Annotated in this window: 29 protein-coding genes and 1 pseudogene; 21 read left to right on the top strand and 9 right to left on the bottom strand. The window is 57.8% G+C overall.

Annotated elements, in window-relative coordinates; all coding sequences use genetic code 11:
• The 5 genes from DBR46_RS30405 to pcp all read left to right on the top strand — a co-directional run.
• A partial coding sequence (locus DBR46_RS30405) for a hypothetical protein (protein ID WP_218569324.1) occupies positions 1 to 220 on the top strand: 220 nt, incomplete at its 5' end.
• A gap of 267 nt (positions 221 to 487) precedes the next feature.
• Entirely contained in the window at positions 488 to 913 is a 426-nt protein-coding gene (locus DBR46_RS08050) for a GNAT family N-acetyltransferase (RefSeq protein ID WP_124525724.1), read from the top strand.
• 253 nt (positions 914 to 1,166) lie between these two features.
• Positions 1,167 to 1,883: a DUF969 domain-containing protein gene (locus tag DBR46_RS08040; RefSeq protein ID WP_124525722.1), complete on the top strand. Its 717-nt coding sequence runs from the start codon at positions 1,167 to 1,169 to the stop codon at positions 1,881 to 1,883.
• Complete coding sequence (locus DBR46_RS08035; RefSeq protein ID WP_017737844.1) at positions 1,880 to 2,830, top strand: DUF979 domain-containing protein; 951 nt, start codon at positions 1,880 to 1,882, stop codon at positions 2,828 to 2,830. The genes DBR46_RS08040 and DBR46_RS08035 overlap by 4 nt, the downstream gene beginning before the upstream one ends.
• A gap of 7 nt (positions 2,831 to 2,837) precedes the next feature.
• Positions 2,838 to 3,479 (top strand): pyroglutamyl-peptidase I, encoded by a 642-nt coding sequence (gene pcp / locus DBR46_RS08030; RefSeq protein ID WP_124525721.1) that lies wholly within the window; start codon positions 2,838 to 2,840, stop codon positions 3,477 to 3,479.
• 15 nt (positions 3,480 to 3,494) lie between these two features.
• Here pcp and DBR46_RS08025 read toward each other — a convergent pair whose 3' ends face one another.
• Positions 3,495 to 3,812, bottom strand: a complete 318-nt coding sequence (locus tag DBR46_RS08025; RefSeq protein WP_256659253.1) for a hypothetical protein — start codon at positions 3,810 to 3,812, stop codon at positions 3,495 to 3,497.
• Between the two features lie 224 nt (positions 3,813 to 4,036).
• Here DBR46_RS08025 and DBR46_RS08020 point away from each other — a divergent pair, with 224 nt between their 5' ends.
• Complete coding sequence (locus DBR46_RS08020) at positions 4,037 to 4,702, top strand: HAD family hydrolase (RefSeq protein ID WP_368666066.1); 666 nt, start codon at positions 4,037 to 4,039, stop codon at positions 4,700 to 4,702.
• Between the two features lie 11 nt (positions 4,703 to 4,713).
• Here the strand turns inward: DBR46_RS08020 and DBR46_RS08015 are convergent, their stop codons facing one another.
• Both DBR46_RS08015 and csrA read right to left on the bottom strand, forming a co-directional pair.
• Positions 4,714 to 4,977, bottom strand: coding sequence for a hypothetical protein (locus DBR46_RS08015; protein ID WP_124525720.1), 264 nt, complete (start codon positions 4,975 to 4,977; stop codon positions 4,714 to 4,716).
• Positions 4,978 to 5,182: 205 nt separating this feature from the next.
• Positions 5,183 to 5,377, bottom strand: coding sequence for a carbon storage regulator CsrA (gene csrA, locus DBR46_RS08010; RefSeq protein ID WP_003192511.1), 195 nt, complete (start codon positions 5,375 to 5,377; stop codon positions 5,183 to 5,185).
• 263 nt (positions 5,378 to 5,640) lie between these two features.
• Here csrA and DBR46_RS08005 point away from each other — a divergent pair, with 263 nt between their 5' ends.
• The gene (locus tag DBR46_RS08005; RefSeq protein ID WP_124525817.1) at positions 5,641 to 6,006 is read left to right on the top strand and encodes an SPOR domain-containing protein; all 366 of its coding nucleotides are present in this window, start codon (positions 5,641 to 5,643) and stop codon (positions 6,004 to 6,006) included.
• A 30-nt stretch (positions 6,007 to 6,036) separates the two neighbouring features.
• Here DBR46_RS08005 and DBR46_RS08000 read toward each other — a convergent pair whose 3' ends face one another.
• From DBR46_RS08000 to DBR46_RS07990, 3 genes are all read right to left on the bottom strand, one after another.
• Complete coding sequence (locus DBR46_RS08000) at positions 6,037 to 6,726, bottom strand: endonuclease (protein ID WP_124525719.1); 690 nt, start codon at positions 6,724 to 6,726, stop codon at positions 6,037 to 6,039.
• 4 nt (positions 6,727 to 6,730) lie between these two features.
• Complete coding sequence (locus tag DBR46_RS07995; protein WP_017737837.1) at positions 6,731 to 6,982, bottom strand: DUF1654 domain-containing protein; 252 nt, start codon at positions 6,980 to 6,982, stop codon at positions 6,731 to 6,733.
• Positions 6,983 to 7,175: 193 nt separating this feature from the next.
• Positions 7,176 to 8,264 (bottom strand): asparaginase, encoded by a 1,089-nt coding sequence (locus tag DBR46_RS07990; protein WP_124525718.1) that lies wholly within the window; start codon positions 8,262 to 8,264, stop codon positions 7,176 to 7,178.
• A gap of 490 nt (positions 8,265 to 8,754) precedes the next feature.
• On the opposite strand from DBR46_RS07990, the gene DBR46_RS07985 reads away from it, so the two are divergent.
• From DBR46_RS07985 to DBR46_RS07955, 7 genes are read left to right on the top strand one after another with little or no spacing between them, the layout of a single operon-like run.
• Complete coding sequence (locus DBR46_RS07985) at positions 8,755 to 9,711, top strand: sugar ABC transporter substrate-binding protein (protein WP_124525717.1); 957 nt, start codon at positions 8,755 to 8,757, stop codon at positions 9,709 to 9,711.
• Positions 9,712 to 9,768: 57 nt separating this feature from the next.
• Positions 9,769 to 11,322 carry a sugar ABC transporter ATP-binding protein gene (locus DBR46_RS07980; protein WP_124525716.1) on the top strand — a complete coding sequence of 518 codons (1,554 nt, stop codon included), beginning with the start codon at positions 9,769 to 9,771 and terminating at the stop codon, positions 11,320 to 11,322.
• Positions 11,319 to 12,296 (top strand): ABC transporter permease, encoded by a 978-nt coding sequence (locus DBR46_RS07975; protein WP_124525715.1) that lies wholly within the window; start codon positions 11,319 to 11,321, stop codon positions 12,294 to 12,296. The genes DBR46_RS07980 and DBR46_RS07975 overlap by 4 nt, the downstream gene beginning before the upstream one ends.
• 3 nt (positions 12,297 to 12,299) lie before the next feature.
• Positions 12,300 to 13,322: a LacI family DNA-binding transcriptional regulator gene (locus tag DBR46_RS07970; protein ID WP_124525714.1), complete on the top strand. Its 1,023-nt coding sequence runs from the start codon at positions 12,300 to 12,302 to the stop codon at positions 13,320 to 13,322.
• Between the two features lie 23 nt (positions 13,323 to 13,345).
• Positions 13,346 to 14,263, top strand: a complete 918-nt coding sequence (gene rbsK, locus DBR46_RS07965) for a ribokinase (RefSeq protein ID WP_124525713.1) — start codon at positions 13,346 to 13,348, stop codon at positions 14,261 to 14,263.
• Entirely contained in the window at positions 14,260 to 14,664 is a 405-nt protein-coding gene (gene rbsD / locus DBR46_RS07960; RefSeq protein ID WP_124525712.1) for a D-ribose pyranase, read from the top strand. Before rbsK ends, rbsD begins: the two co-directional genes overlap by 4 nt.
• A 26-nt stretch (positions 14,665 to 14,690) precedes the next feature.
• Positions 14,691 to 15,719, top strand: a complete 1,029-nt coding sequence (locus DBR46_RS07955; RefSeq protein ID WP_124525711.1) for a nucleoside hydrolase — start codon at positions 14,691 to 14,693, stop codon at positions 15,717 to 15,719.
• Positions 15,720 to 15,752: 33 nt separating this feature from the next.
• Here DBR46_RS07955 and DBR46_RS07950 read toward each other — a convergent pair whose 3' ends face one another.
• Complete coding sequence (locus tag DBR46_RS07950) at positions 15,753 to 15,965, bottom strand: hypothetical protein (protein ID WP_124525710.1); 213 nt, start codon at positions 15,963 to 15,965, stop codon at positions 15,753 to 15,755.
• Between the two features lie 170 nt (positions 15,966 to 16,135).
• Here DBR46_RS07950 and DBR46_RS07945 point away from each other — a divergent pair, with 170 nt between their 5' ends.
• Together DBR46_RS07945 and DBR46_RS07940 are read left to right on the top strand one after the other, a co-directional pair.
• Positions 16,136 to 16,444, top strand: a complete 309-nt coding sequence (locus DBR46_RS07945) for a hypothetical protein (protein WP_124525709.1) — start codon at positions 16,136 to 16,138, stop codon at positions 16,442 to 16,444.
• A 144-nt stretch (positions 16,445 to 16,588) separates the two neighbouring features.
• Complete coding sequence (locus DBR46_RS07940; RefSeq protein WP_025857833.1) at positions 16,589 to 16,909, top strand: I78 family peptidase inhibitor; 321 nt, start codon at positions 16,589 to 16,591, stop codon at positions 16,907 to 16,909.
• A gap of 73 nt (positions 16,910 to 16,982) precedes the next feature.
• Here DBR46_RS07940 and DBR46_RS07935 read toward each other — a convergent pair whose 3' ends face one another.
• Together DBR46_RS07935 and DBR46_RS07930 are read right to left on the bottom strand one after the other, a co-directional pair.
• Positions 16,983 to 17,195, bottom strand: a complete 213-nt coding sequence (locus tag DBR46_RS07935; RefSeq protein WP_003234260.1) for a cold-shock protein — start codon at positions 17,193 to 17,195, stop codon at positions 16,983 to 16,985.
• 289 nt (positions 17,196 to 17,484) lie between these two features.
• Entirely contained in the window at positions 17,485 to 17,799 is a 315-nt protein-coding gene (locus DBR46_RS07930; protein ID WP_017737825.1) for a hypothetical protein, read from the bottom strand.
• Between the two features lie 366 nt (positions 17,800 to 18,165).
• Here DBR46_RS07930 and thrS point away from each other — a divergent pair, with 366 nt between their 5' ends.
• The 5 genes and pseudogenes from thrS to DBR46_RS07905 form a co-directional block, all read left to right on the top strand.
• Positions 18,166 to 20,088 (top strand): threonine--tRNA ligase, encoded by a 1,923-nt coding sequence (gene thrS / locus DBR46_RS07925; protein ID WP_122773355.1) that lies wholly within the window; start codon positions 18,166 to 18,168, stop codon positions 20,086 to 20,088.
• On the top strand, positions 20,088 to 20,639 hold the full coding sequence (gene infC / locus DBR46_RS07920; protein WP_169875357.1) for a translation initiation factor IF-3: 552 nt from the start codon (positions 20,088 to 20,090) through the stop codon (positions 20,637 to 20,639). The genes thrS and infC overlap by 1 nt, the downstream gene beginning before the upstream one ends.
• 60 nt (positions 20,640 to 20,699) lie before the next feature.
• Positions 20,700 to 20,894 (top strand): 50S ribosomal protein L35, encoded by a 195-nt coding sequence (rpmI, locus tag DBR46_RS07915; RefSeq protein WP_002553160.1) that lies wholly within the window; start codon positions 20,700 to 20,702, stop codon positions 20,892 to 20,894.
• Between the two features lie 30 nt (positions 20,895 to 20,924).
• Entirely contained in the window at positions 20,925 to 21,281 is a 357-nt protein-coding gene (gene rplT, locus DBR46_RS07910; RefSeq protein ID WP_003174975.1) for a 50S ribosomal protein L20, read from the top strand.
• A gap of 109 nt (positions 21,282 to 21,390) precedes the next feature.
• Positions 21,391 to 21,787, top strand: a pseudogene (locus DBR46_RS07905) (phenylalanine--tRNA ligase subunit alpha); the annotation flags it as partial.

Genomic DNA, 21,787 nt, shown 5'->3' with positions numbered 1-21,787 from the left:
CGCCTACCAAACAAAATCCGCTCTGCTGGGCGGTCTAGAAAGGCTCACCGAAAGGTGGGCCTTTTTTTGTTGCCTGGAATTTACAAACGGCACGCAGGTGCTTCGCCGGCAGGCTGGCACGAGGCATTGGGAATACCCTGGGCAAACAGAGGCAGAGTCGCAACGACTCCCTCGGGGAATATATAGCCTGGGCGTACTGATCAATCAGCAAAAAAGCTGAGCCACCGATAGCAGGCAGATGATCTGTACAACCATCTGGCAGCGAATCTCACCATTTGTTGTCGCCATACCCATTTGTCCGGCGTACATAGTGGACTACCTCTTCGTCAGCGAAGCGATGCGCAGAAATGCGCTATCGCATGAATGAGTATAGGTGCTGTGTGAGATTCTTCATTGTTACGCCGACCAGACGCGATTTGGCACGCTTTCTCCCGCTCCCGTTGGCAGCCATACTGATCGACGTTTTCGTCTTATACAGGAGGTCGCAATGGAGTTGGCAATGGAAGTGTCGTTCAACGTGTCCGAACGGGAGCGCGAGGCAATCCTTAAGCCGCTACGCGCTTACAACCTCACTATTACCGGGGAAATGCCTTTCGAAACCGTCGGGATTTTACTGCGTGACCCAGACAGCCAAGAGGTTGTTGGTGGGCTTTACGGGAAAATTTCCTACGGCTGGCTGTTTGTTGAGTTGTTGAGCGTCCCGGATCAGATGCGTACCCAAGGTACGGGCACGCGATTGATGCGTACCGCTGAGGACTTGGCGCGTCAACGAGGGTGCGTTGGGATCTGGCTGGATACGTTCAGCTTTCAGGCCCCCGGATTTTATCGAAAGCTGGGTTTCAGCGAGTTTGGTCACGTTGCCGAATACCCGCCGGGTCATCAGCGCTTCTTTTTTCAGAAGCGTTTCGCGTAAAACCCTGGGCGCTGATGATCGCCAGCCGGCTTCAGCGCAGCCTCCAATCACTGACAAAATTTATTGGTTTGCAGCAACAATTTTTCTTGTTGGACACCTCCCGCCCCAGGCAGCAAAGTTGCCGCCACTGACGCTCGACCTTCCGGGTCAACAATAAAAAACCGAGCCGACTGCACGCCACTTCTTGCTGTGAACCCTTTGTTCACATCCTGCTGTAATGGCGCCGCAGCGCGCATTTAAGGACTTCACCGTCATGCAAACTGTTGTGAACCTATGGCCGTTGATCGGCGTACTTGTCATCGTGGTTGGCTTTGTCTTGCGCTTCAATCCGCTGTTGGTGGTCACCGCTGCCGCCATCGCTACCGGGCTTGCTGCCCATTTTCCCTTGGAAAAAATCCTCGCCACCATGGGTGATGGTTTCCTTCAGACCCGCGCTCTGCAATTGATCCTTCTGTTACCCCTGGCCGTCATCGGCTTGCTGGAGCGCCATGGTTTGCGCCTGCATGCGCAGAACTGGATCGCACGGTTCGAACGAGCGACGGTTGGGCGCCTGTTGATCATTTACCTGTTTGTGCGTGAATCCACGGCGGCCATGGGCTTGACCAGCCTGGGCGGGCATCCGCAGATGGTGCGCCCGTTACTGGCGCCGATGGCCGAAGGTGCGGCGGAAAAGCGCTACGGCAAGCTGCCAGACAAAGTACGACACAAGGTTCTGGCGATGTGTGCGGCGACTGACAACGTGGGTTTGTTTTTTGGTGAGGACATCTTTGTCGCCTTTGGCGCGATTGCACTGATGCACACCTTCCTGCTCGGCTCGGGCATTGATGTGGAGCCGCTGCACATTGCGGTGTGGGGCATTCCCACGGCGATCTGCGCCTTTATCATCCACGCGATCCGTTTGCATCGGTTTGACCGCAGGCTCACCCGCGAGCTGACGCCGGCCGCTACGCCTGTGGAGGCCGTGCAATGATTATCTCCATTCAATATCTGTACTGGTTGGCCGGTGTGCTGCTGCTGATCACGGCAGGCATGATCGTGTTGGATCGCAGCCATCCCAAGCGCTGGTCCAGCGCGCTGTTCTGGCTGCTGTTTGCTATCCCCTTTCTGGTTGGTGAGCGCTTGCCGTCGGTGGTTATCGGTGCCGGGGTCGTCGTGATGGCATTGATCGCCGGGATGGGCGGTGTTGGTCGTGGCCAGCATGCCGAATTGCATGACAAGGCCTCTCGTGCCAGCGCTGGTCGCTTGGGGCACAAGCTGTTTATCCCTGCGCTGGCCATTCCCCTGACCACGGTGATTGGCTCGGTATTGCTCAAACACACCGAAATCGGTGGAGTGCCGCTGCTGGACCCGAAAAACACCACCTTTGTGTCCCTCGGCATCGGTTGTCTGATCGCCCTCGGCCTGGCCTGTTGGCTGACGCGCGATACGCCGGTGCAAGCCCTGCGCGAATCCCGGCGCCTGACAGAAGCCTTGGGCTGGGCCATGGTGCTGCCGCAAATGTTGGCGATGCTCGGGTTGTTGTTCAATGAGGCGGGGGTCGGTACGGCCGTCGCCCATGTCACCACCACCTATATCAACCTGGATTACAAGTTGGTGGCGGTCATGGTCTATGTGCTGGGCATGGCATTGTTCACGGTGATCATGGGGAACGGTTTCGCGGCCTTCCCGGTGATGACCGGCGGTGTCGGCGTGCCGGTACTGGTGGGGATCTACGGTGGCAACCCGGCGGTGATGGCGGCCATTGGCATGTTCTCCGGCTACTGCGGCACATTGATGACGCCTATGGCGGCGAACTTCAATATCGTGCCGGCAGCGCTGCTGGAACTGCCGGACAAGAACGCGGTGATCAAGGCACAGTTACCTACGGCGCTGATGATGTTGGTGGTCAATATCGTCCTGCTTTACCTGCTGATGTGAGATCAAGATGCCAACGATACTGCTGACGGGGTTTGAACCTTTCGATCAAGACCTGGTGAATCCGTCCTGGGAGGCGGTGCGCCAACTGGACGGCATGCAACTGGACGACGATGTGCAGATTGTTGCGCGCCGGTTGCCTTGCGCGTTTGCCACGGCGGGCGAGTACCTGACCCAACTGATCGCTGAACTGTCCCCGGTGATGGTCATTGCCACTGGCCTCGGCCCGGGTCGCAGCGATATTTCCATCGAGCGGGTGGCGATTAACGTTAACGATGCGCGGATTCCCGATAACTTGGGCGCGCAACCGATCGACACTGCGGTGGTTGTGGGTGGTCCCGCAGCGTACTTCACCACACTGCCTATCAAGGCGATGGTCAAGGCCGTGCGCCAGGCAGGGGTCGCGGCTTCGGTTTCGCAGACCGCAGGTACGTTTGTATGCAATCAAGTGTTTTATCGGTTGCAGCACCTGCTGGCCGGGACAGCTGTGCGCAGTGGGTTTATTCATGTGCCCGCCTTGCCGGAGCAGGTCGTTGGATCGGGTCAGCCTTCGATGGCTTTGGGGATCTTGGTTGACGGCTTGCAGGTTGCGGTACGGACGGCGTGGCTTACGCCCATGGATGTTGTGGAGGCCGGCGGACAGGTCAGTTGACCTGTCCGATTGGCCCTAGCTGGAATGCACTCGGATCAACCCGAAGGCGATAGCGCATGCAAGGCCGGCTATTGCGAGCGTGGTAGCTATGAAGCATTTGATGATGTTCATTTCCGTCGTCGCCAGGTCTGCCCGGGTGGCGAAGTGTTTTTCAATGGAATCAGCCTTGTTCGAGACGGTTAATAGCTTCTCTTTCATTTCTGTTAACCCCTTTTCCAGTAAGCCCACGCGTTTTTCCAGGCCGGAGCCTCCGTCGTTGCCTCCAGCGGTTCTGCCTTGAGCCAGAGTATTCAGAGTGTTCGCGCCATCGACCTGATGTTGTCTTTTTTCCACTGTGTGACATCCGTTTCAAACAATGTGAGTGAGTGCTTCGGAACCAAGAATAGTAGGAGTGCGAGCCAGTGAGGGTGGGCAAATTTTTGCAAAATAACACCGTGGCTCTGGCCCGTGGTTTTCAGTCCCCCCGCTCGGGGAGCAGCCAGCGTTTACAAGCATCGATGGCATCCGTAGATTGCTTCGGGCCGATTATTTGTTACCGCCCATGAGGAAGCCACGCAGTGTCCATCCCAGCAGCTCAACATTACCGCGCCTTTCTGTTCGATATGGACGGGACCCTACTCAACTCCATCGCCGCCGCCGAGCGGGTGTGGAGCATTTGGGCGCAACGCCATGGCCTGGACGTAGCGGCGTTCCTGGCCACCATTCACGGCGCACGTGCGATTGATACGATCACGCGCCAGGCATTGCCCGGCGTCGATCCAGAGGCCGAGGCACAGTGGATTACCGAAGCCGAAATCAATGATGTCGAAGGTGTTGTCGCGATACCAGGCGCCATTGCATTCCTGAACGAATTGCCGGGCGATCAATGGGCGCTGGTCACGTCTGCCCCTCGGACGCTGGCCCTGCGTCGTCTTCAGGCCGCGGGAATTACGCCGCCTGCTGTGTTGGTGACAGCCGAAGATGTCGCCATCGGCAAGCCTGACCCCGCCTGCTACGTTTTGGGGGCGCAGCGGTTGGGCGTGCCGGTTCAGGAGTGCCTGGTGTTTGAGGATGCGACAGTGGGCATTCGTGCGGGCGAGGCTGCTGGTGCGGATGTGATGGTCGTGACCTCGACGCACCTCAATCCCATGGTGACGAAGCATCCTTCGATAAACGGATATGAAAAATTACAGGTCCGGCGTAGCACTGACGGCTTGTTGTGCGTGCAGAGCAGGGACGAATGATACGAAGGTCATCAACTTGCGGCTTTGCGTTGCAGCTGTTGAGTCGCGTTGCGGCACAACCTACGCCGGATGGCCGCCTGGATGGGCTTGAGGCAGAACGCAAACAGATAGGCGCACAGGAATAGGCCAAGGTCCAGCCACGAACGGGTTTCAGGGCTGGCGGCTTGTTGGGCTCCCAGGCTCAGGCCATATTCCAGCCCTGCGAAGGCAAGCCCAATCAACAGAGCGATTATCCAGGCACGAATGGCAAAGGGTTGTGTTGCTATGCGCCTCATCGACGTGCTCCTGACTGCACTCTGATGGCGGGAAAGGGTCAGGAGATTCGGCTGTGAGTTTGTCGACAAGTTCCAGGCGCCGACATAGTTTCATCTTTGCAGGGATGAACAGGCGAGGCATGCGAACTCACGGAAAAACCTGAGCAGGACTTGGGGTTTTCGCCAGCCGTTACAGTGAACGAAAAGGCTGGCTACTGAGTGCGCGTCAAGGCGTCTGGTTTTTGTCTGGAGCGGTCAGGCCAGCCTGGATGCGTTGGTAAATCTCCTCGCGATGCACGGCAACGTCCTTTGGTGCGTTGATGCCGATTCGTACTTGCTGGCCGCTAACGCCCAGGATGGTGATCGTGATGTCATCACCGATGTTTATGCTTTCACCGACTTTGCGGGTGAGTATAAGCATGGACTTCTCCTTGATTACTTTTAAGGACACATGTTTCAGACAGGGCAGGTGTCGGATGTGTGTAGCTTACTGCTAAGCGCTTCCCTGTGACTGCCTCTTTTAGGACGCATAGAGGCGACATTAATTCCCATGGCGGCATCATACAGGTCTGCGATACATGATTCGCATTGTTTAAGCCAACGTTTATGACGGCCAGAATAGACAGTGAATGATAAAGTTGCCTCTTTATCCTTTAAAGGAGCAGGGCAGTGCGTAAAGTAGCGATGGCAATTGCGGTGTTGGCATTGGCCGGTTGCGGTGAAGGCAAGCGTGTCGATGCCCCCAAGGCCAAGCCTGCCGTGACCGAAAGCCAGCCACAAACCGGTACGATTGCCGCCCAGGAATGGGATGTGCGCGTAGGCCCGCCGGACCACAAGTTGCAGGCCATTACCGACCTGACAGCGTGGTTGCTGGAACATGGTTTCAATTTTTATATCGTGAAGGTCGACGGCAAGGACGAAGTGTTTATGGGGCCTTTCGCAAGCAAGGCCGAGGCTGAAGCCAAGCAGGCCTTGCTTAACGAGAAGATGGCCCGCGCCAAGAAAACCGACACCGAGTCCGAGGTTGTCGAGCACAAGGCTGCGCAATAAGGGCTGGTTGGGCGGGAGTCCCGCCCACGTTCAACCGCAGGCCTTGAGGTTTACCGGGCCGACAAATTCATTGCCGCGCCCCATCACGCAGGCCACGGTCTGGTTACGCTGGCGCTCCCAGGTCTGCACCGGGTAGGTCTTGTTCCAGGCTTCGTACAACTGACGGTCCTGTTTCGACAGGCGCAAGCCGTATTGCTTGCTCATGTAGAAGTAAGTGCGCGCAATCATCCCGCGAACCGAGGGGCGCGGCATGACTTTCTTGGCCTTGAAGTCCACCTGGGTCAAGCATGATCCGTACTGCCCGCGTTGCACGGGCAGCCAGCCAAAACTGAAGTTGTTACGGTCCCCGTTGACCTCGCCGATGCTTGGCACCAGGTTGTGCAGGTCGGCTTCGGCGCGCTTGAATACATCGTCATGACGCGTGCAGTTTTTGCGCCCGCCGTTTTGCCAGCATTGGCGCTGATGCCCGATCTGCCAGGCCGGGACAATATGCTCCCACTCGATACGCGCAGCGCGGCTGGCGTTTTTGCGTGGGATGTAGCCGCAGGCTTTCAGGTCCACGCGGTTGCCCGTGTATTTGCAGCCGCAATAAAACTCGGTGGATTGCGGTGCGTAAAGCTTCCAGGCGACTTTCTTGGCTTCGCTGAACGTGCGAGGCGCTTGTGCGTGGGCGGTGATGGAAAAAAACAGGCAGCACATAGCAATAAAGCGGGCACTCATTGAATCAATCTTCCTTCGGCACAACCCAGAAAATCTGCACGCCGCCATCATCCCGGTAGGCAAGGGTGACGTTGTCGTTCTCTGCGATTTCCTCCAGCAGGCGCTGCCACTCATCCTCAGGTTCATCCGGCAAGCGGAAGATCAAGGCTGCCTTGGCTTTCTGGGCATTGGTCGAATTGATGATCTTTTGCACACGAATGGCCAGGCGTTCGTAAGCACCAGGTGGGGTTTGTGCTGCGGAAGAGGACTTTGCCACGGAGGGCTCCTTAGATAAGCTGTACGTGCATACAGTATTTAACTGCGAGCAATTTCGCAACTGCTTAAAATTCAGGAAGTTCTTCTGATACCGACTTGGGCGGTTTGGTGTAGGAAGGGGCGGTTCTAATGGTGGGCATTTGCGAAGGGAGGCAGGGGCGGGTAGGCCGCCCCTGCCGGGGTGTCACCAGGAATCAATATTCCCAGAACATCCGTTGCAGCTCTTTGCTGTCCTGGGTCTTGGTCAGGGCGACCATCGCGAGGATGCGGGCTTTTTGCGGGTTCAGGTCATGGGCGACCACCCAGTCGTACTTGTCGTCAGGTTGTTCGGCGTTGCGCAGAACGAAACCGCCAGCATTCACGTGGGACGAGCGAATGATCTGCACGCCTTGTTTACGCAGTTCCTGCAGGGCAGGGACAACCTTGGAAGACACCGAGCCATTGCCGGTGCCGGCATGGATGATGGCTTTGGCGCCAGCCTGGGCCAGGGCCTTATAGGCTGTGTCGCTCACGTTACCGTAGCCGTAGGCGATTTCAACGTCGGGCAGGCTCTTGATGTTCTTGATGTCGAATTCAGAATCCATGGTGTGGCGCTTGGCTGGCAGGCGGAACCAATAGGATTTGCCCTCAACCACCATGCCCAGCGGGCCCCATGGGCTCTTGAACGCTTCGGTCTTGATGTTGACCATCTTGCTTACGTCGCGACCCGATTGGATTTCGTCGTTCATGGTCACCAGCACGCCTTTGCCGCGTGCATCTTTGCTACCGGCCACGGCCACGGCGTTGTACAGGTTGAGCATGCCGTCTGCCGACATGGCGGTGCCTGGGCGCATGGAACCGACCACGATGATTGGCTTGTCGGTTTTTTCTACCAGGTTCAGGAAGTAGGCGGTCTCTTCCAGGGTGTCGGTGCCGTGGGTGATCACGATGCCGTCCACGTCCTTGCTGTCGGCCAGTTCGGCGACGCGACGACCCAGTTGCAGCAGGTTGTCGTTGTTGATGCTCTCGGATGCAATTTGCATCACTTGTTCGCCGCGCACGTTGGCGATCTGGCTAAGCTCAGGAATACCGGCGATCAATTGTTCGATACCGACCTTGGCTGCCTGGTAGGTGGCACTGTTGGCCGAGCTGGCGCCAGCGCCGGCGATGGTGCCGCCGGTGGCGAGGATCACCACGTTGGAGAGTTTGGTCTTGGTTTCAACGTCCTTTGCCTGGGCGGCAACGGGGAACAGCAGCAGGAGGGCCAGCGCGCCCGGAACAATGTTCTTCAATGCAGATTTCATTATTTTTCTCTCTGGTTTTTGATGAGTGCTGGTGCAGGTTCATCTAGAGCGCCCGGGCGGTTCTGAACGCCGCGAGGTGCAGGGAAAGAGCAGGATCTGTACCAGCCTCACCAAGTTTTCATTCATAAAATAAGATATTGATTTATATGGAATAAATTCGTTTTTTTGAATGTCTTCAGCGATACGCTGTCCGGCTTTCCGAACAATTGGGTAGTAGCGCGTTCGGTTGTCCGAAAAAATGATCGAATCTTCCTCGGGGGTGTGCGACACCAGCCTCGCAGCCTGTCGTTTTAGAGAACGACCAGGCGCCGGCGATGTTTAGGAGTGCCTTGCCGTCACGTGAAGGCGGAGGCTAGAGGGGTCGCATGAAAGCGTGTTGGAGACCGTTGACAAATCTCGACAAGGTTCTCATAGTTTCAATAACGCAAACGTTTGCGAGATGTATCGTTGCAGGCGTTGCTTACAATAATCATAAGATCGGAGTGAACCCATGAAGCTGCCATTCGCTGGACGTCTTCTTGCTGTCGCTGTGCTTGCTGCCGCATCCGCTGCTCTACCTCTCTCCTCGGCATTTGCCGATGACGCCGCCAAGCCAAAGATTGGTCTGGTGATGAAGTCCCTCGCCAACGAATTTTTCGTCACCATGCAAGACGGTGCAAAGGACTACCAGAAGTCCCACGCCGCCGATTTCGACATGATCACTAACGGCATCAAGAACGAAACCGATACCAGCGCACAGATTGATATCGTCAAGCAGATGATCCTCTCCAAGGTCAATGCCATCGTTATCGCGCCGGCGGACTCCAAGGCACTGGTTAAAGTGCTGGAAGACGCTTCCAAGGCCGGGATCAAAATCGTCAACATCGATAACCGCCTCGACCCGGATGTACTCAAAAGCAAAAACCTCGATATTCCTTTCGTCGGCCCGGACAACCGCAAGGGCTCCAAGCTGGTGGGCGACTACCTGGCCAAGCAACTGGCAGCGGGTGACAAGGTCGGCATCATCGAAGGCGTACCGACCACCACCAACGCCCAGCAGCGCACGGCCGGCTTCAAGGATGCGATGGACGCGGCGGGCTTGAAGATCGTTTCCACCCAATCGGGTAACTGGGAAATTGACGAGGGCCGTAAAGTGGCTTCCGCCATGCTGAGTGAATACCCGGATCTCAAGGCCCTGCTGGCCGGTAACGACAATATGGCCCTGGGCGCAGTCTCCGCTGTCCGCGCGGCGGGCAAGGCCGGCAAAGTGCTGGTCGTCGGCTATGACAACATCGAAGCCATCAAGCCGATGCTGCAAGACGGTCGCGTCCTGGCGACCGCCGACCAGGCTGCAGCCCAGCAGGCTGTGTTCGGTATCCAGAACGCGCTCAAGCTGGTCAAGGGTGAGAAAGTCGATGCCAAAGATGGCGTGATCGAAACCCCGGTCGAACTCGTCCTCAAGAAGTAATCCTGGCAGCACCCAACAGCGTCCGCTCATCGTGAGCGGACGCCTGGAGATTTTCCTATGTCATCTTCCGCCCCGAACGCTGTCCTCTCGGTCAGCGGTATCGGCAAGACCTATGCCCAGCCGGTTCTGTCCGACATCACCCTGACGCTCAATCGCGGTGAAGTGCTGGCGCTGACCGGTGAGAACGGCGCAGGTAAAAGTACCTTGTCGAAGATCATCGGCGGGCTGGTCACGCCGACCACCGGGCACATGCAATTCAATGGGCAAGACTATCGCCCGGGCAGTCGCACCCAAGCTGAAGAGCTGGGTGTGCGCATGGTCATGCAGGAGCTCAACCTGCTGCCGACGCTGACCGTGGCCGAAAACCTGTTCCTGGATAACCTGCCCAGCCATTGTGGTTGGATCAGCCGCAAGCAACTGCGCAAGGCTGCTATCGAAGCCATGGCTCAAGTCGGCCTGGACGCCATCGATCCGGACACGTTGGTTGGCAGCCTGGGCATTGGCCATCAGCAGATGGTCGAGATCGCGCGCAACCTGATCGGTGACTGCCATGTACTGATCCTCGACGAACCGACGGCGATGTTGACCGCCCGTGAGGTCGAGATGCTTTTTGAACAAATCACCCGCCTGCAGGCCCGTGGCGTGGCGATCATTTATATTTCGCACCGGCTGGAAGAACTGGCCCGGGTTGCCCAGCGCATTGCGGTACTGCGTGACGGCAAGCTGGTGTGCGTCGAGCCGATGGCCAACTACAACAGCGAGCAACTGGTCACCTTGATGGTCGGCCGCGAGCTGGGTGAACAGATCGACCTGGGCCCGCGTACCCTTGGCGCGCCTGCGCTAACGGTTAAAGGCCTGACACGCTCGGATAAGGTTCGAGATGTGTCCTTTGAAGTGCGTGCCGGTGAGATCTACGGCATTTCCGGCCTGATCGGCGCAGGCCGTACAGAGCTGTTGCGCCTGATCTTCGGCGCTGACCTCGCCGACAGTGGCACCGTGGCGCTCGGCTCGCCGGCCCAGGTGGTGAGTATCCGCTCGCCGGTTGACGCGGTTGGCCACGGCATTGCCCTGATCACTGAGGACCGCAAGGGTGAGGGCCTGCTGCTGACACAATCCATCAGCGCCAATATCGCCCTGGGCAACATGCCGGAAATTTCCGGCGGTGGCGTAGTCAACGGCCGTGATGAAACCGCGTTGGCCAAGCGTCAGATCGATGCCATGCGCATCCGCAGTTCCAGCCCGGCGCAGTTGGTGTCCGAATTGTCCGGCGGCAACCAGCAGAAAGTGGTGATTGGCCGCTGGCTGGAGCGCGACTGCTCGGTAATGCTGTTCGATGAGCCAACCCGCGGCATCGACGTGGGAGCAAAGTTCGACATCTATGCCTTGCTGGGCGAATTGACCCGCCAGGGCAAAGCGCTGGTTGTCGTGTCCAGCGACCTGCGTGAGCTCATGCTGATCTGCGATCGCATCGGTGTGTTGTCCGCCGGGCGCCTGATAGAGACCTTCGAGCGTGACAGTTGGACCCAGGACGAATTGCTTGCCGCCGCCTTTGCTGGCTATCAGAAACGTGATGCGCTGCTCAATGACGCAGTGCTTAGGGATACCCCATGAAAACCACCACCTCCCCCGGTAAAGCGGGCGGCAACTTCTACGGGCTTGGCACCTATCTGGGCCTGGCGGGCGCCTTGTTGGCGATGATCGCGCTGTTTTCGGTACTCAGCGATCACTTTCTGTCCTACGACACCTTCAGCACACTGGCCAACCAGATCCCGGACCTGATGGTGCTCGCGGTCGGCATGACCTTTATCCTGATCATCGGCGGCATCGACTTGTCGGTGGGCTCGGTGCTGGCATTGGCTGCGTCGGCGGTCAGCGTGGCAATCCTGGGGTGGGGCTGGAGCGTTGTGCCTGCCGCCATACTCGGTATGGCATGCGCTGCGCTCGCGGGTACCATTACCGGTTCGATCACCGTGGCTTGGCGCATCCCGTCGTTCATCGTGTCCCTCGGCGTGCTCGAAATGGCCCGTGGCGTGGCGTACCAGATGACCGGCTCGCGCACGGCCTACATCGGTGATTCTTTTGCCTGGCTGTCCAACCCAGTGGCCTTTGGTATTTCGCCTTCGTTCATCATTGCGTTGCTGGTCATCATCGCGGCGCAATTGGTGTTGACCCGCACGGTGTTTGGTCGCTACCTGATCGGTATTGGTACCAACGAAGAAGCGGTGCGTCTGGCAGGTATCAATCCAAAACCCTACAAGATCCTGGTGTTCAGCCTGATGGGGCTGCTGGCGGGTGTGGCGGCGCTGTTCCAGATTTCGCGATTGGAAGCGGCAGACCCGAACGCCGGCTCCGGCCTGGAGCTGCAAGTGATCGCGGCGGTGGTTATCGGCGGGACTAGCCTGATGGGTGGGCGTGGTTCGGTGATCAGCACCTTTTTTGGTGTGTTGATTATTTCGGTATTGGCCGCTGGATTGGCGCAGATCGGTGCTACGGAGCCGACCAAACGCATCATCACCGGTGCGGTGATTGTGATTGCGGTGGTTCTCGATACCTACCGCAGCCAGCGCGCCAGTCGGCGGGGCTGAGCCATGGCGACGATCAAGGATGTGGCAGCGCTTGCAGGTATTTCCTACACCACGGTGTCCCATGTGGTGAACAAGACGCGCCCGGTGAGTGAGCCAGTGCGCATCAAAGTCGAAGCGGCGATCAAGCAGCTCGACTACGTGCCCAGTGCTGTCGCGCGCTCGCTCAAGGCCAAGACCACGGCCACCATTGGCTTGCTGGTGCCCAACAGCCTCAACCCGTACTTTGCCGAACTGGCCAGGGGTATCGAAGATTATTGCGAGCGTAACGGCTACTGCGTGATCCTGTGCAACTCCGACGATAATGCGGAAAAACAGCGTAACTATTTGCGGGTACTGCTGGAAAAGCGCATCGATGGCTTGATCGTGACTTCCGTAGGGGGCGATGACAGTGGCCTTGCCGCTGGCTTGAGCGCCGTGCGCACGCCGATGGTCATTGTCGACCGGGCGCTGGACGGCATTGATGTCGATCTGGTGCGTATCGATCACGAGGAGGGCGGTTACCTGGCGACCCAGCACTTGCTTGAGTTGGGCCACCGCGACATCGCCTGCATTGGCGGCCCGGCTCACACCCGCGTCGCGCAGATGCGCCTGGCGGGCTATCACCGCGCGCTGCGTGAGGCGGGAGTGGAGGTGGCGGCCACTCGCACCCAGGAAAGCGATTTCACCAGTACCGGCGGTTATGCTGCCGCTGTGCAATTACTGGCGCAAAATCCGCCCAGCGCCATTTTTGCCAGCAACGACATGATTGGTTTCGGCGTGTTGCGTGCGGCCGCCGAGCGCAATATTCGCGTGCCTGGCGAGCTGTCGGTGATTGGTTTCGATGACATTCAAATGGGCCGCTACGTGTACCCGGCGCTGACCACGGTCGGGCAGTCGATCGTGCAACTGGGCGAGACGGCGGCAGAGCTTTTATTGCGACGAATTGCGACACCCCAACTGCCGATCGATCAACGCATCGTGAAGCCGAGCATTGTGTTGCGCGAGTCCACGGCACCCGTCGCCGGTGTGTTTGCCCAATACCGCTGAACCGAATTGATGAGTATTGATGTATGTGCGCAAACGTAGTGGTAGTAGGCAGCTTGAATATGGACCTGGTCACCCGCGCCAGCCGGTTGCCGCGTGCCGGAGAGACCCTGATTGGCCAGACGTTCTCCACGGTGCCTGGTGGCAAGGGTGCCAACCAGGCAGTGGCGTCGGCGCGGCTGGGCGCCGAGGTGGCGATGGTTGGCTGCGTCGGCAGCGATGCCTATGGTGTCCAGCTGCGTGATGCGCTGCTGGTGGAGGGCATCGACTGTCAGGCCGTCAGCCGCGTGGACGGCTCCAGCGGCGTGGCGCTGATCGTGGTGGATGACAGCAGCCAGAATGCGATTGTGATCGTCGCCGGCAGCAACGGTGAATTGACGCCCGCCTCGTTGCAGGCGGCTGACGCGGTGTTGCAGGCGGCCGATGTGATCATCTGCCAGCTCGAAGTGCCGATGGCGACCGTGGGCTATGCGTTAAAGCGTGGTCGCGAGTTGGGTAAGACCGTGATCCTCAATCCAGCGCCGGCCAGCGGCCCATTGCCTGCGCAGTGGTATGCCTCGATTGATTACCTGATCCCCAATGAAAGCGAAGCCACGGCGCTGAGCGGTGTGACCGTCGATTCCCTGGAGAGCGCCAAGCTGGCCGCGACGCAACTGATCAAGGCGGGGGCCGGCAAAGTCATCATCACCCTGGGTTCCCAGGGCGCGCTGTTTGCCGACGGCCAGGCTTTTGAGCATCTTCTGGCGCCCAGGGTCAAGGCGGTGGATACCACCGCAGCGGGCGACACCTTTGTCGGTGGTTTTGCCGCGGCGCTGGCCAACGGCAAAAGCGAGGCCGAGGCCATCCGTTTCGGCCAGGTCGCGGCCGCGCTGTCGGTGACCCGCGCCGGTGCGCAACCCTCTATTCCTACGCTGCACGACGTACAAGGTTTTGTGCCCTCATGAAAAAGACCCCATTGCTCAATATCGCCCTGTCGCGCGTGATCGCCTCCCTGGGGCACGGCGACATCCTGGTCATCGGCGATGCCGGTTTGCCCGTACCGCCGGGTGTCGAGTTGATCGACCTGGCGCTGACCCAGGGCATTCCTGATTTCATCAGCACCTTGCGCATTGTGCTCAGTGAAATGCAGGTGGAAAGCCATGTGTTGGCGCAAGAAATCCTGCACAAGCAACCGCCGGCGCTGACTGACCTGAACACGCTCGCCGAGCAGGCGGCGCTCGGTGAGCGGCGTCTGCTCAGCCACGAAGAGTTCAAGCAACTCAGCCGCAAGGCGCGTGCCGTGGTGCGTACGGGTGAGTGCCAGCCTTATTGCAATATCGCGCTGGTGTCCGGCGTAACCTTCTAGAGTGTCCCAACAACAAGGAGTGTTTTATGCACCGTGGTCTTCCAACCCTGAGAAATCTGTTTCGGAGTGTTCTGCTCTTGTCCGCACTCACTGCAGCAAGCGCCCACGCGGCGGAAAAAATCGACCTGATCATTGATACCGATCCCGGTGCCGACGATGTGGTGGCGTTGCTGTTCGCCATGGCCTCCCCGGACGAGTTGAATATTCGTGCGCTGACCACCGTTGCCGGCAACGTGCGGCTGGACAAGACTTCGCGCAACGCACGCCTGGCCCGCGAATGGGCAGGGCGCGAGGATATTCCGGTGTACGCCGGTGCGCCCAAGCCGCTGCTGCGCACACCGATCTACGCCGAGAACATCCATGGCAAGGAAGGCATCTCCGGCGTTACCGTGCACGAGCCGAAAAAAGGCCTGGCCGACGGCAATGCCGTTGACTATCTGATCAAGACCTTGAGCACCGCCAAACCCCACAGCATCACCATTGCCATGCTGGGCCCGCAGACCAACCTGGCGCTGGCATTGACCCAGGCCCCGGAAATTACCCAGGGCATCAAGGAAGTGGTAGTCATGGGCGGTGCGCACTTCAACGGCGGCAATATCACGCCGGTGGCGGAGTTCAACCTGTTTGCCGACCCGGCGGCGGCAGAGATCGTGCTCAAGAGCGGTGTGAAGTTGACGTACCTGCCACTGGACGTGACTCACAAGGTGCTGACCAGTGACGCACGGCTGAAGAAGATTGCCGACCTGAACAGCAATGCCAGCAAGGTCGTGAGCAATATTCTCAACGAATACGTCAAGGGTGACATGGAGCACTATGGCATCCCGGGCGGCCCGGTGCATGACGCCACCGTCATTGCCTACCTGCTCAAACCGTCACTGTTCAGCGGTCGCCAGGCCAATATGGTGGTGGATAGCCGCGAAGGTCCGACTTTCGGCCAGACCATCGTCGATTGGTATGACGGTCTCAAGCAGGAAAAGAACGTGTTCTGGGTTGAAAACGGCGACGCTCAGGGCTTCTTCGATCTGCTGACCGAGCGCCTCGCGCGTCTCAAGTAATACCCTTGCCGGTCGGCGTTCGCCGGCCGGCTCTTATTCGCGCTCGGGGTCGTGTGCGCCCATGTGGTCGGCCGGGTATTTTGCAAATACCTGGGCGATGAACGCTTGCGCCGCCTGGGTGCCCAATTCCTTGACCAATAGGTCGATGCCGATGATCGCCAACTCCTCTGTGCTTCCGGGGCTATAGGAACTCTGCCCTTGGGGCCACTTGGCTTTGATGTCGGCTTGCAGCGTTACGGTGGTCATGAAGGTCTCACGGGGCTGAAATACTGGGCAGTGCGCTGGAGCGCAGCTCTTACGCCGGCAGTTAACCATTTTGTATCGTCTTTGGCACTGATACTTAGGCATAAGGCGCTTCGGGATGAGTGAAGTGCTGTGCGACACTGTCCGCCTGTTTAATTGCCGGGGAACACCGCGTGCAGATCGATTTGAACAACCCCGCGAACTTGACCTTGGCCGCCGTGCGCCAACTGATCGCCAGCGCCAGCGACGATGAACACACCCAATTGCGGGTCACCAAGGCCGGTATTGCCTATATCTCTTGCGGTAAAGCAGTGGGGGGCGTGGACATCGACGGCTTGTTGTTTCGCCTTGAGACCTGGGCCAAGGGGGCGGGCTATGTCGGTAATGTGGCTGCCAGCGACGAAGTCTGGGTCATGCAGATTTTCAATGCACTGAAGCAGAACTGGCCGAAGCCGCCGTTTGACTACATTGACGTCTACTGAGTACGTTCATATCTGGTGACGATTGATCGGGCGTATGCCGATCGAGAGTCAGGCAGACTTGCCGTCCGGCGGTTTACGTCTTGAAACCAATCCGCCTCACAGCTGTCGCACGATCTCTGTCCATTTTTAATCATAGGAGGCTTCATGCCTTGGAAGCTCGCATCATTCGGCACTTTGTTGGCAGCACTCGCGTTGGCGGGTTGCAGCACCCCGGGTGCCTCTGAGCCAGCCAAAGACGCCGCCGTGGCCGATGCTGGTCATAGCCGCTGTGAATCGAAAGCCGCTGAGTTCACGATCGGCCAGAAAGCCTCACCTCAGTTGCTGGAGCAGGCCCGTACCCGCGCCGGTGCGCAGAACGCGCGGATTCTCAAGCCCAACGACATGATCACCCTGGAATACCGCTCCGACCGCCTGAACCTGAACACCGATGACAACCTGGTGATTACGCGCGTCAACTGCGGCTGATCGTTTCCAGCTTTTGCAGCGCCCATAAAAAACCCCGTCACATGGACGGGGTTTTTTTTAGCTCAGCGGAGAATTACTCGCCGCGAACCTGTGCAGCTTGCATACCCTTTTGGCCTTTCTCAGCCACGAAGGAAACGGTTTGGCCTTCTTTCAGGCTTTTGAAACCGTCGCTTTCGATAGCTTTGAAGTGTACGAACAGGTCGTCACCGCCACCTTGAGGAGTGATGAAGCCGAAGCCTTTTTCATCGTTGAACCATTTAACGGTGCCGGTTTGGCGATTAGACATGGTGTATCTCCAAGAAACATATATTTTCAGTAGTGCTGTGCTGCTCAGGCCAACTGGGCACACCGGGCTATCATAGTCGAAATGTTCGGCTTGGGAGCCCCCCCAAGGCATTGTTTGCTAATCAATAGCGTTGCGTTTAATGCCTGGTTTCGCTGAAAGCCCCGATCTACGGGGCTTTGGTGCGAAATATCAGCTGGTAAAAAAAGCCGTAAAAGCTGCGTAATTTGTGTGAAATGGCAGTTTTTGCGCTGTTTTTTCAGCGAAACGTCGGTCTGATCATTGGTCTTTCTTACTTTTTCTTCACAACTTTGCACGACGAAATAGCCGCGACCGCTTTGTTTTTAAGCTCGGGCTTGGCGTTCGGGTTTTTCATCAGTTCGGTGATTTCTGCAGTGGTCAATTCGGCATTGATCTTGTCAGCGCCGCATTCGCAGTGGTCTTTGGCGGTTTTGGCATCCACGTTCTGGCTGGCTGCGGCGCTGCAGTCGTTGACGAAACTGTCGCGGGCGCCGGCCGGCCAGTTCGACGGGGCCGCTGCCTGTGCGCCGAGGGACAGGAGGGTCAGGGAGGCAGCGAGAGCGAGGGTCGAGGTGAAACGCATCATGGGATGCTCCTTTGGGTCGGGGACGAACGGCGATTCTCAGTGGGTTTGAGGCGTTGCGTACAGCTCAAGTTCCGTTTTGCAGCTACAAAGCCTGGAATTTGTCATTACCTGGCATGGCGTCGGCGCGATGACCGTTCATCTGTGCTAGCATCGGTGCCCTGGCTATTTCCAGGCGCGCCATTTGCCGCCTTGCCATGTTCTTTTTAGCTCACTCCAGTCACTCTGGTTCGATTATCGGTTGGCCGAAAGGCTCCTGCCGCTGTAAGGCAGGCGTTCATCCCTGAACGGCCTGGTGTTGGATCTTGTACTGGCTCATCCCAACCCACGTGACCTTTGGTAGGGGTCACCACTAGGAGAGGAGGCGCCATGCCAACTATTACTCTTCCCGACGGCAGTCAACGTTCATTCGATCATCCGGTTTCCGTAGCCGAGGTCGCCGCATCCATTGGTGCTGGCCTGGCCAAGGCCACCGTGGCCGGCAAGGTCGACGGCAAACTGGTTGATGCCAGTGATCTGATCACCTCCGATGCCAGCCTGCAAATCATCACCCCCAAGGATCAAGAAGGGCTGGAGATCATTCGCCACTCTTGCGCTCACCTGATTGGCCACGCGGTCAAGCAGCTGTACCCTACGGCGAAAATGGTGATCGGCCCGGTCATCGATGAAGGCTTCTATTACGACATCGCCTACGAGCGTCCTTTCACTCCGGACGACCTGGCCGCTATCGAACAGCGCATGCACGCCCTGATCGAAAAAGATTATGACGTGATCAAAAAGGTCACGCCGCGCGCCGAAGTGATCGACGTATTCACCGCCCGTGGCGAAGACTACAAGCTGCGCCTGGTGGAAGACATGCCGGACGAGCAGGCCATGGGCCTGTACTACCACGAAGAATACGTCGACATGTGCCGCGGCCCGCACGTGCCGAACACACGCTTCCTGAAGTCGTTCAAGCTGACCAAGCTGTCCGGTGCCTACTGGCGCGGCGACGCAAAGAACGAGCAACTGCAGCGGATCTACGGTACTGCCTGGGCTGACAAGAAGCAGCTGGCTGCCTACATCCAGCGCATCGAAGAAGCCGAAAAACGCGACCACCGCAAGATCGGCAAGCGCCTGAACCTCTTCCACCTCCAGGAAGAAGCGCCGGGCATGGTGTTCTGGCACCCGAACGGCTGGACCCTGTACCAGGTGCTTGAGCAGTACATGCGCAAGGTGCAGCGCGACAACGGCTACCTGGAGATCAAGACTCCCCAGGTCGTTGACCGCAGTCTCTGGGAGAAATCCGGGCACTGGGCCAACTACGCCGACAACATGTTCACCACCCAGTCGGAAAACCGCGACTACGCCATCAAGCCAATGAACTGCCCTTGCCACGTGCAGGTGTTCAACCAGGGCCTGAAGAGCTACCGCGAGTTGCCGATGCGCCTGGCCGAGTTTGGTGCTTGCCACCGTAACGAGCCATCGGGTGCGTTGCACGGCATCATGCGTGTGCGCGGCTTCACCCAGGACGACGCCCACATCTTCTGCACCGAAGAGCAGATGCAGGCTGAATCCGCTGCGTTCATCAAGCTGACCATGGACGTTTATCGCGATTTCGGTTTCACCGACGTCGAAATGAAACTGTCCACTCGTCCGGAAAAACGCGTCGGCTCCGACGAGCTGTGGGATCGCGCCGAAGCAGCATTGGCCGCAGCGCTGGACAGTGCGGGCCTTGCGTACGATCTGCAGCCGGGCGAGGGCGCTTTCTACGGTCCGAAGATCGAGTTCTCGCTGAAAGATTGCCTTGGCCGCGTCTGGCAGTGTGGTACCCTGCAGCTCGATTTTAACCTGCCGATCCGTCTGGGAGCCGAATACGTCTCCGAAGACAACAGCCGTAAACACCCGGTTATGCTGCACCGGGCGATCCTCGGCTCGTTCGAACGGTTCGTCGGGATCCTGATCGAGCACTACGAGGGTGCATTCCCTGCGTGGCTGGCGCCGACCCAGGCAGTGATCATGAATATCACTGATAAACAGGCAGATTTTGCCGCTGAAGTTGAAAAAACTCTCAACGAAAGCGGGTTTCGTGCCAAGTCCGACTTGAGAAATGAAAAGATCGGCTTTAAAATCCGCGAGCATACTTTGCTCAAGGTTCCCTATCTTTTGGTTATCGGAGATCGGGAAGTCGAGATGCAGACTGTCGCTGTGCGTACTCGTGAAGGTGCTGACCTGGGCTCGATGCCCGTCGCCCAGTTCGCTGAGTTCCTCGCGCAAGCGGTTTCCCGGCGTGGTCGCCCAGATTCGGAGTAATTATTATTAAGCGTGAAATGAGACAAGATAAACGAGCTGCACCGAAAGCCCCGATCAACGAGAATATCTCGGCACGCGAGGTTCGGTTAATTGGCGCTGACGGCGAGCAGATTGGCATCGTCTCGATTGATGAAGCGCTTCGTATCGCTGAAGAGTCCAAATTGGACCTGGTGGAAATCTCCGCCGACGCAATCCCGCCTGTTTGCCGGGTGATGGACTACGGCAAATCGATCTTCGAAAAGAAGAAGCAGATTGCTGCGGCGAAGAAGAACCAAAAGCAGATTCAAGTAAAAGAAATCAAGTTTCGTCCAGGGACGGAGGAAGGGGATTACCAGGTAAAACTGCGCAACCTGGTACGTTTCCTGAGTGATGGGGACAGGGCCAAGGTATCCTTGCGATTCCGCGGCCGTGAGATGGCCCACCAGGAGCTGGGGATGGAACTCCTCAAGCGGGTTGAAGCTGACCTGCTCGAGTACGGTTCGGTCGAACAGCATCCTAAGATGGAAGGACGCCAACTGATCATGGTCATCGCCCCGAAAAAGAAGAAGTAATCAACAGGGCACGGCAGGCCTTCTGATTATGTTTATCAACTGAATGCGGAGTATCCGAACATGCCAAAGATGAAGACTAAAAGTGGTGCTGCTAAGCGGTTTCTGAAAACTGCTAACGGTATCAAGCACAAGCACGCTTTCAAGAGCCACATCCTGACCAAAATGTCGACCAAGCGTAAGCGTCAACTGCGCGGTAGCAGCTTGCTGCATCCGTCTGACGTGGCAAAAGTCGAGCGCATGCTGCGCCTTCGTTAATTTTTGGATCAAGACTAGAGGAAGTAACTCATGGCTCGTGTAAAGCGTGGCGTCATTGCCCGTAAACGTCACAAAAAAATTCTGAAACTTGCTAAAGGCTACTACGGCGCGCGTTCACGCGTATTCCGTGTTGCCAAGCAAGCGGTAATCAAGGCAGGCCAATACGCCTACCGCGACCGTCGTCAGAAAAAACGTCAGTTCCGCGCTCTGTGGATCGCTCGTATCAACGCTGGTGCACGTGTTAACGGTCTGTCCTACAGCCGTTTCATCGCTGGCCTGAAAAAAGCTTCCATCGAGATCGACCGTAAGGTTCTGGCCGAACTGGCAGTGAACGAAAAAGCGGTGTTTGCTGCGATTGTCGAGAAAGCTAAAGCCACTCTGGCTTAAGTACCCCCGACAATCACCCTGGGCTGCTCCTGTAGCCCAAGGTGGTAAACGTCTTAAATAGGGGAAGAGCCTTCAAGCTCTTCCCCTATTTTGTATCTGGAGTCTGTACATGGAAAACCTGGACGCGCTCGTCGCTCAAGCTCTTGAGGCTGTGCAAAGCGCTGAAGATATCAATGCCCTGGAGCAAATCCGGGTTCACTACCTTGGCAAAAAGGGTGAATTGACTCAGGTGATGAAGACCCTGGGGAATTTGCCGGCTGAAGAGCGTCCGCAAGTCGGTGCGCTGATCAACGTCGCCAAGGAGCGTGTTACAGAGGTGCTCAATGCGCGCAAGGCGACGATGGAGGAGGCCGATCTTGCGGCCAAACTCGCCGCCGAATCCATTGACGTCACCTTGCCTGGCCGTGGCCAGGCCTCGGGCGGCCTGCATCCGATCACCCGGACTCTGGAACGTATCGAGCAGTTCTTCACCCATATCGGCTACGGCATTGCCGAAGGCCCTGAGG

Origin of the sequence: Pseudomonas sp. KBW05 (assembly GCF_003852405.1) — a bacterium.
Taxonomy (GTDB): Bacteria; Pseudomonadota; Gammaproteobacteria; order Pseudomonadales; family Pseudomonadaceae; genus Aquipseudomonas.
This window is presented reverse-complemented; position numbering and strand designations above follow the sequence as displayed.

Excerpts from the sequence above, each read along its gene's own strand:
- DBR46_RS07955 (WP_124525711.1), top strand. The coding sequence starts at position 14,691 with ATGCACCGTGGTCTTCCAACCCTGAGAAATCTGTTTCGGAGTGTTCTG.
- rplT (WP_003174975.1), top strand. The coding sequence starts at position 20,925 with ATGGCTCGTGTAAAGCGTGGCGTCATTGCCCGTAAACGTCACAAAAAA.
- thrS (WP_122773355.1), top strand. The coding sequence starts at position 18,166 with ATGCCAACTATTACTCTTCCCGACGGCAGTCAACGTTCATTCGATCAT.
- rpmI (WP_002553160.1), top strand. The coding sequence starts at position 20,700 with ATGCCAAAGATGAAGACTAAAAGTGGTGCTGCTAAGCGGTTTCTGAAA.
- DBR46_RS08050 (WP_124525724.1), top strand. The coding sequence starts at position 488 with ATGGAGTTGGCAATGGAAGTGTCGTTCAACGTGTCCGAACGGGAGCGC.
- DBR46_RS07975 (WP_124525715.1), top strand. The coding sequence starts at position 11,319 with ATGAAAACCACCACCTCCCCCGGTAAAGCGGGCGGCAACTTCTACGGG.
- DBR46_RS07980 (WP_124525716.1), top strand. The coding sequence starts at position 9,769 with ATGTCATCTTCCGCCCCGAACGCTGTCCTCTCGGTCAGCGGTATCGGC.
- rbsK (WP_124525713.1), top strand. The coding sequence starts at position 13,346 with ATGTGCGCAAACGTAGTGGTAGTAGGCAGCTTGAATATGGACCTGGTC.
- DBR46_RS07930 (WP_017737825.1), bottom strand. The coding sequence starts at position 17,799 with ATGATGCGTTTCACCTCGACCCTCGCTCTCGCTGCCTCCCTGACCCTC.
- DBR46_RS07935 (WP_003234260.1), bottom strand. The coding sequence starts at position 17,195 with ATGTCTAATCGCCAAACCGGCACCGTTAAATGGTTCAACGATGAAAAA.
- DBR46_RS08040 (WP_124525722.1), top strand. The coding sequence starts at position 1,167 with ATGCAAACTGTTGTGAACCTATGGCCGTTGATCGGCGTACTTGTCATC.
- DBR46_RS08000 (WP_124525719.1), bottom strand. The coding sequence starts at position 6,726 with ATGAGTGCCCGCTTTATTGCTATGTGCTGCCTGTTTTTTTCCATCACC.
- DBR46_RS08005 (WP_124525817.1), top strand. The coding sequence starts at position 5,641 with ATGGCAATTGCGGTGTTGGCATTGGCCGGTTGCGGTGAAGGCAAGCGT.
- DBR46_RS07985 (WP_124525717.1), top strand. The coding sequence starts at position 8,755 with ATGAAGCTGCCATTCGCTGGACGTCTTCTTGCTGTCGCTGTGCTTGCT.
- DBR46_RS07940 (WP_025857833.1), top strand. The coding sequence starts at position 16,589 with ATGCCTTGGAAGCTCGCATCATTCGGCACTTTGTTGGCAGCACTCGCG.
- pcp (WP_124525721.1), top strand. The coding sequence starts at position 2,838 with ATGCCAACGATACTGCTGACGGGGTTTGAACCTTTCGATCAAGACCTG.
- rbsD (WP_124525712.1), top strand. The coding sequence starts at position 14,260 with ATGAAAAAGACCCCATTGCTCAATATCGCCCTGTCGCGCGTGATCGCC.
- DBR46_RS08035 (WP_017737844.1), top strand. The coding sequence starts at position 1,880 with ATGATTATCTCCATTCAATATCTGTACTGGTTGGCCGGTGTGCTGCTG.
- DBR46_RS07970 (WP_124525714.1), top strand. The coding sequence starts at position 12,300 with ATGGCGACGATCAAGGATGTGGCAGCGCTTGCAGGTATTTCCTACACC.
- DBR46_RS07950 (WP_124525710.1), bottom strand. The coding sequence starts at position 15,965 with ATGACCACCGTAACGCTGCAAGCCGACATCAAAGCCAAGTGGCCCCAA.
- DBR46_RS07990 (WP_124525718.1), bottom strand. The coding sequence starts at position 8,264 with ATGAAATCTGCATTGAAGAACATTGTTCCGGGCGCGCTGGCCCTCCTG.
- csrA (WP_003192511.1), bottom strand. The coding sequence starts at position 5,377 with ATGCTTATACTCACCCGCAAAGTCGGTGAAAGCATAAACATCGGTGAT.
- DBR46_RS08015 (WP_124525720.1), bottom strand. The coding sequence starts at position 4,977 with ATGAGGCGCATAGCAACACAACCCTTTGCCATTCGTGCCTGGATAATC.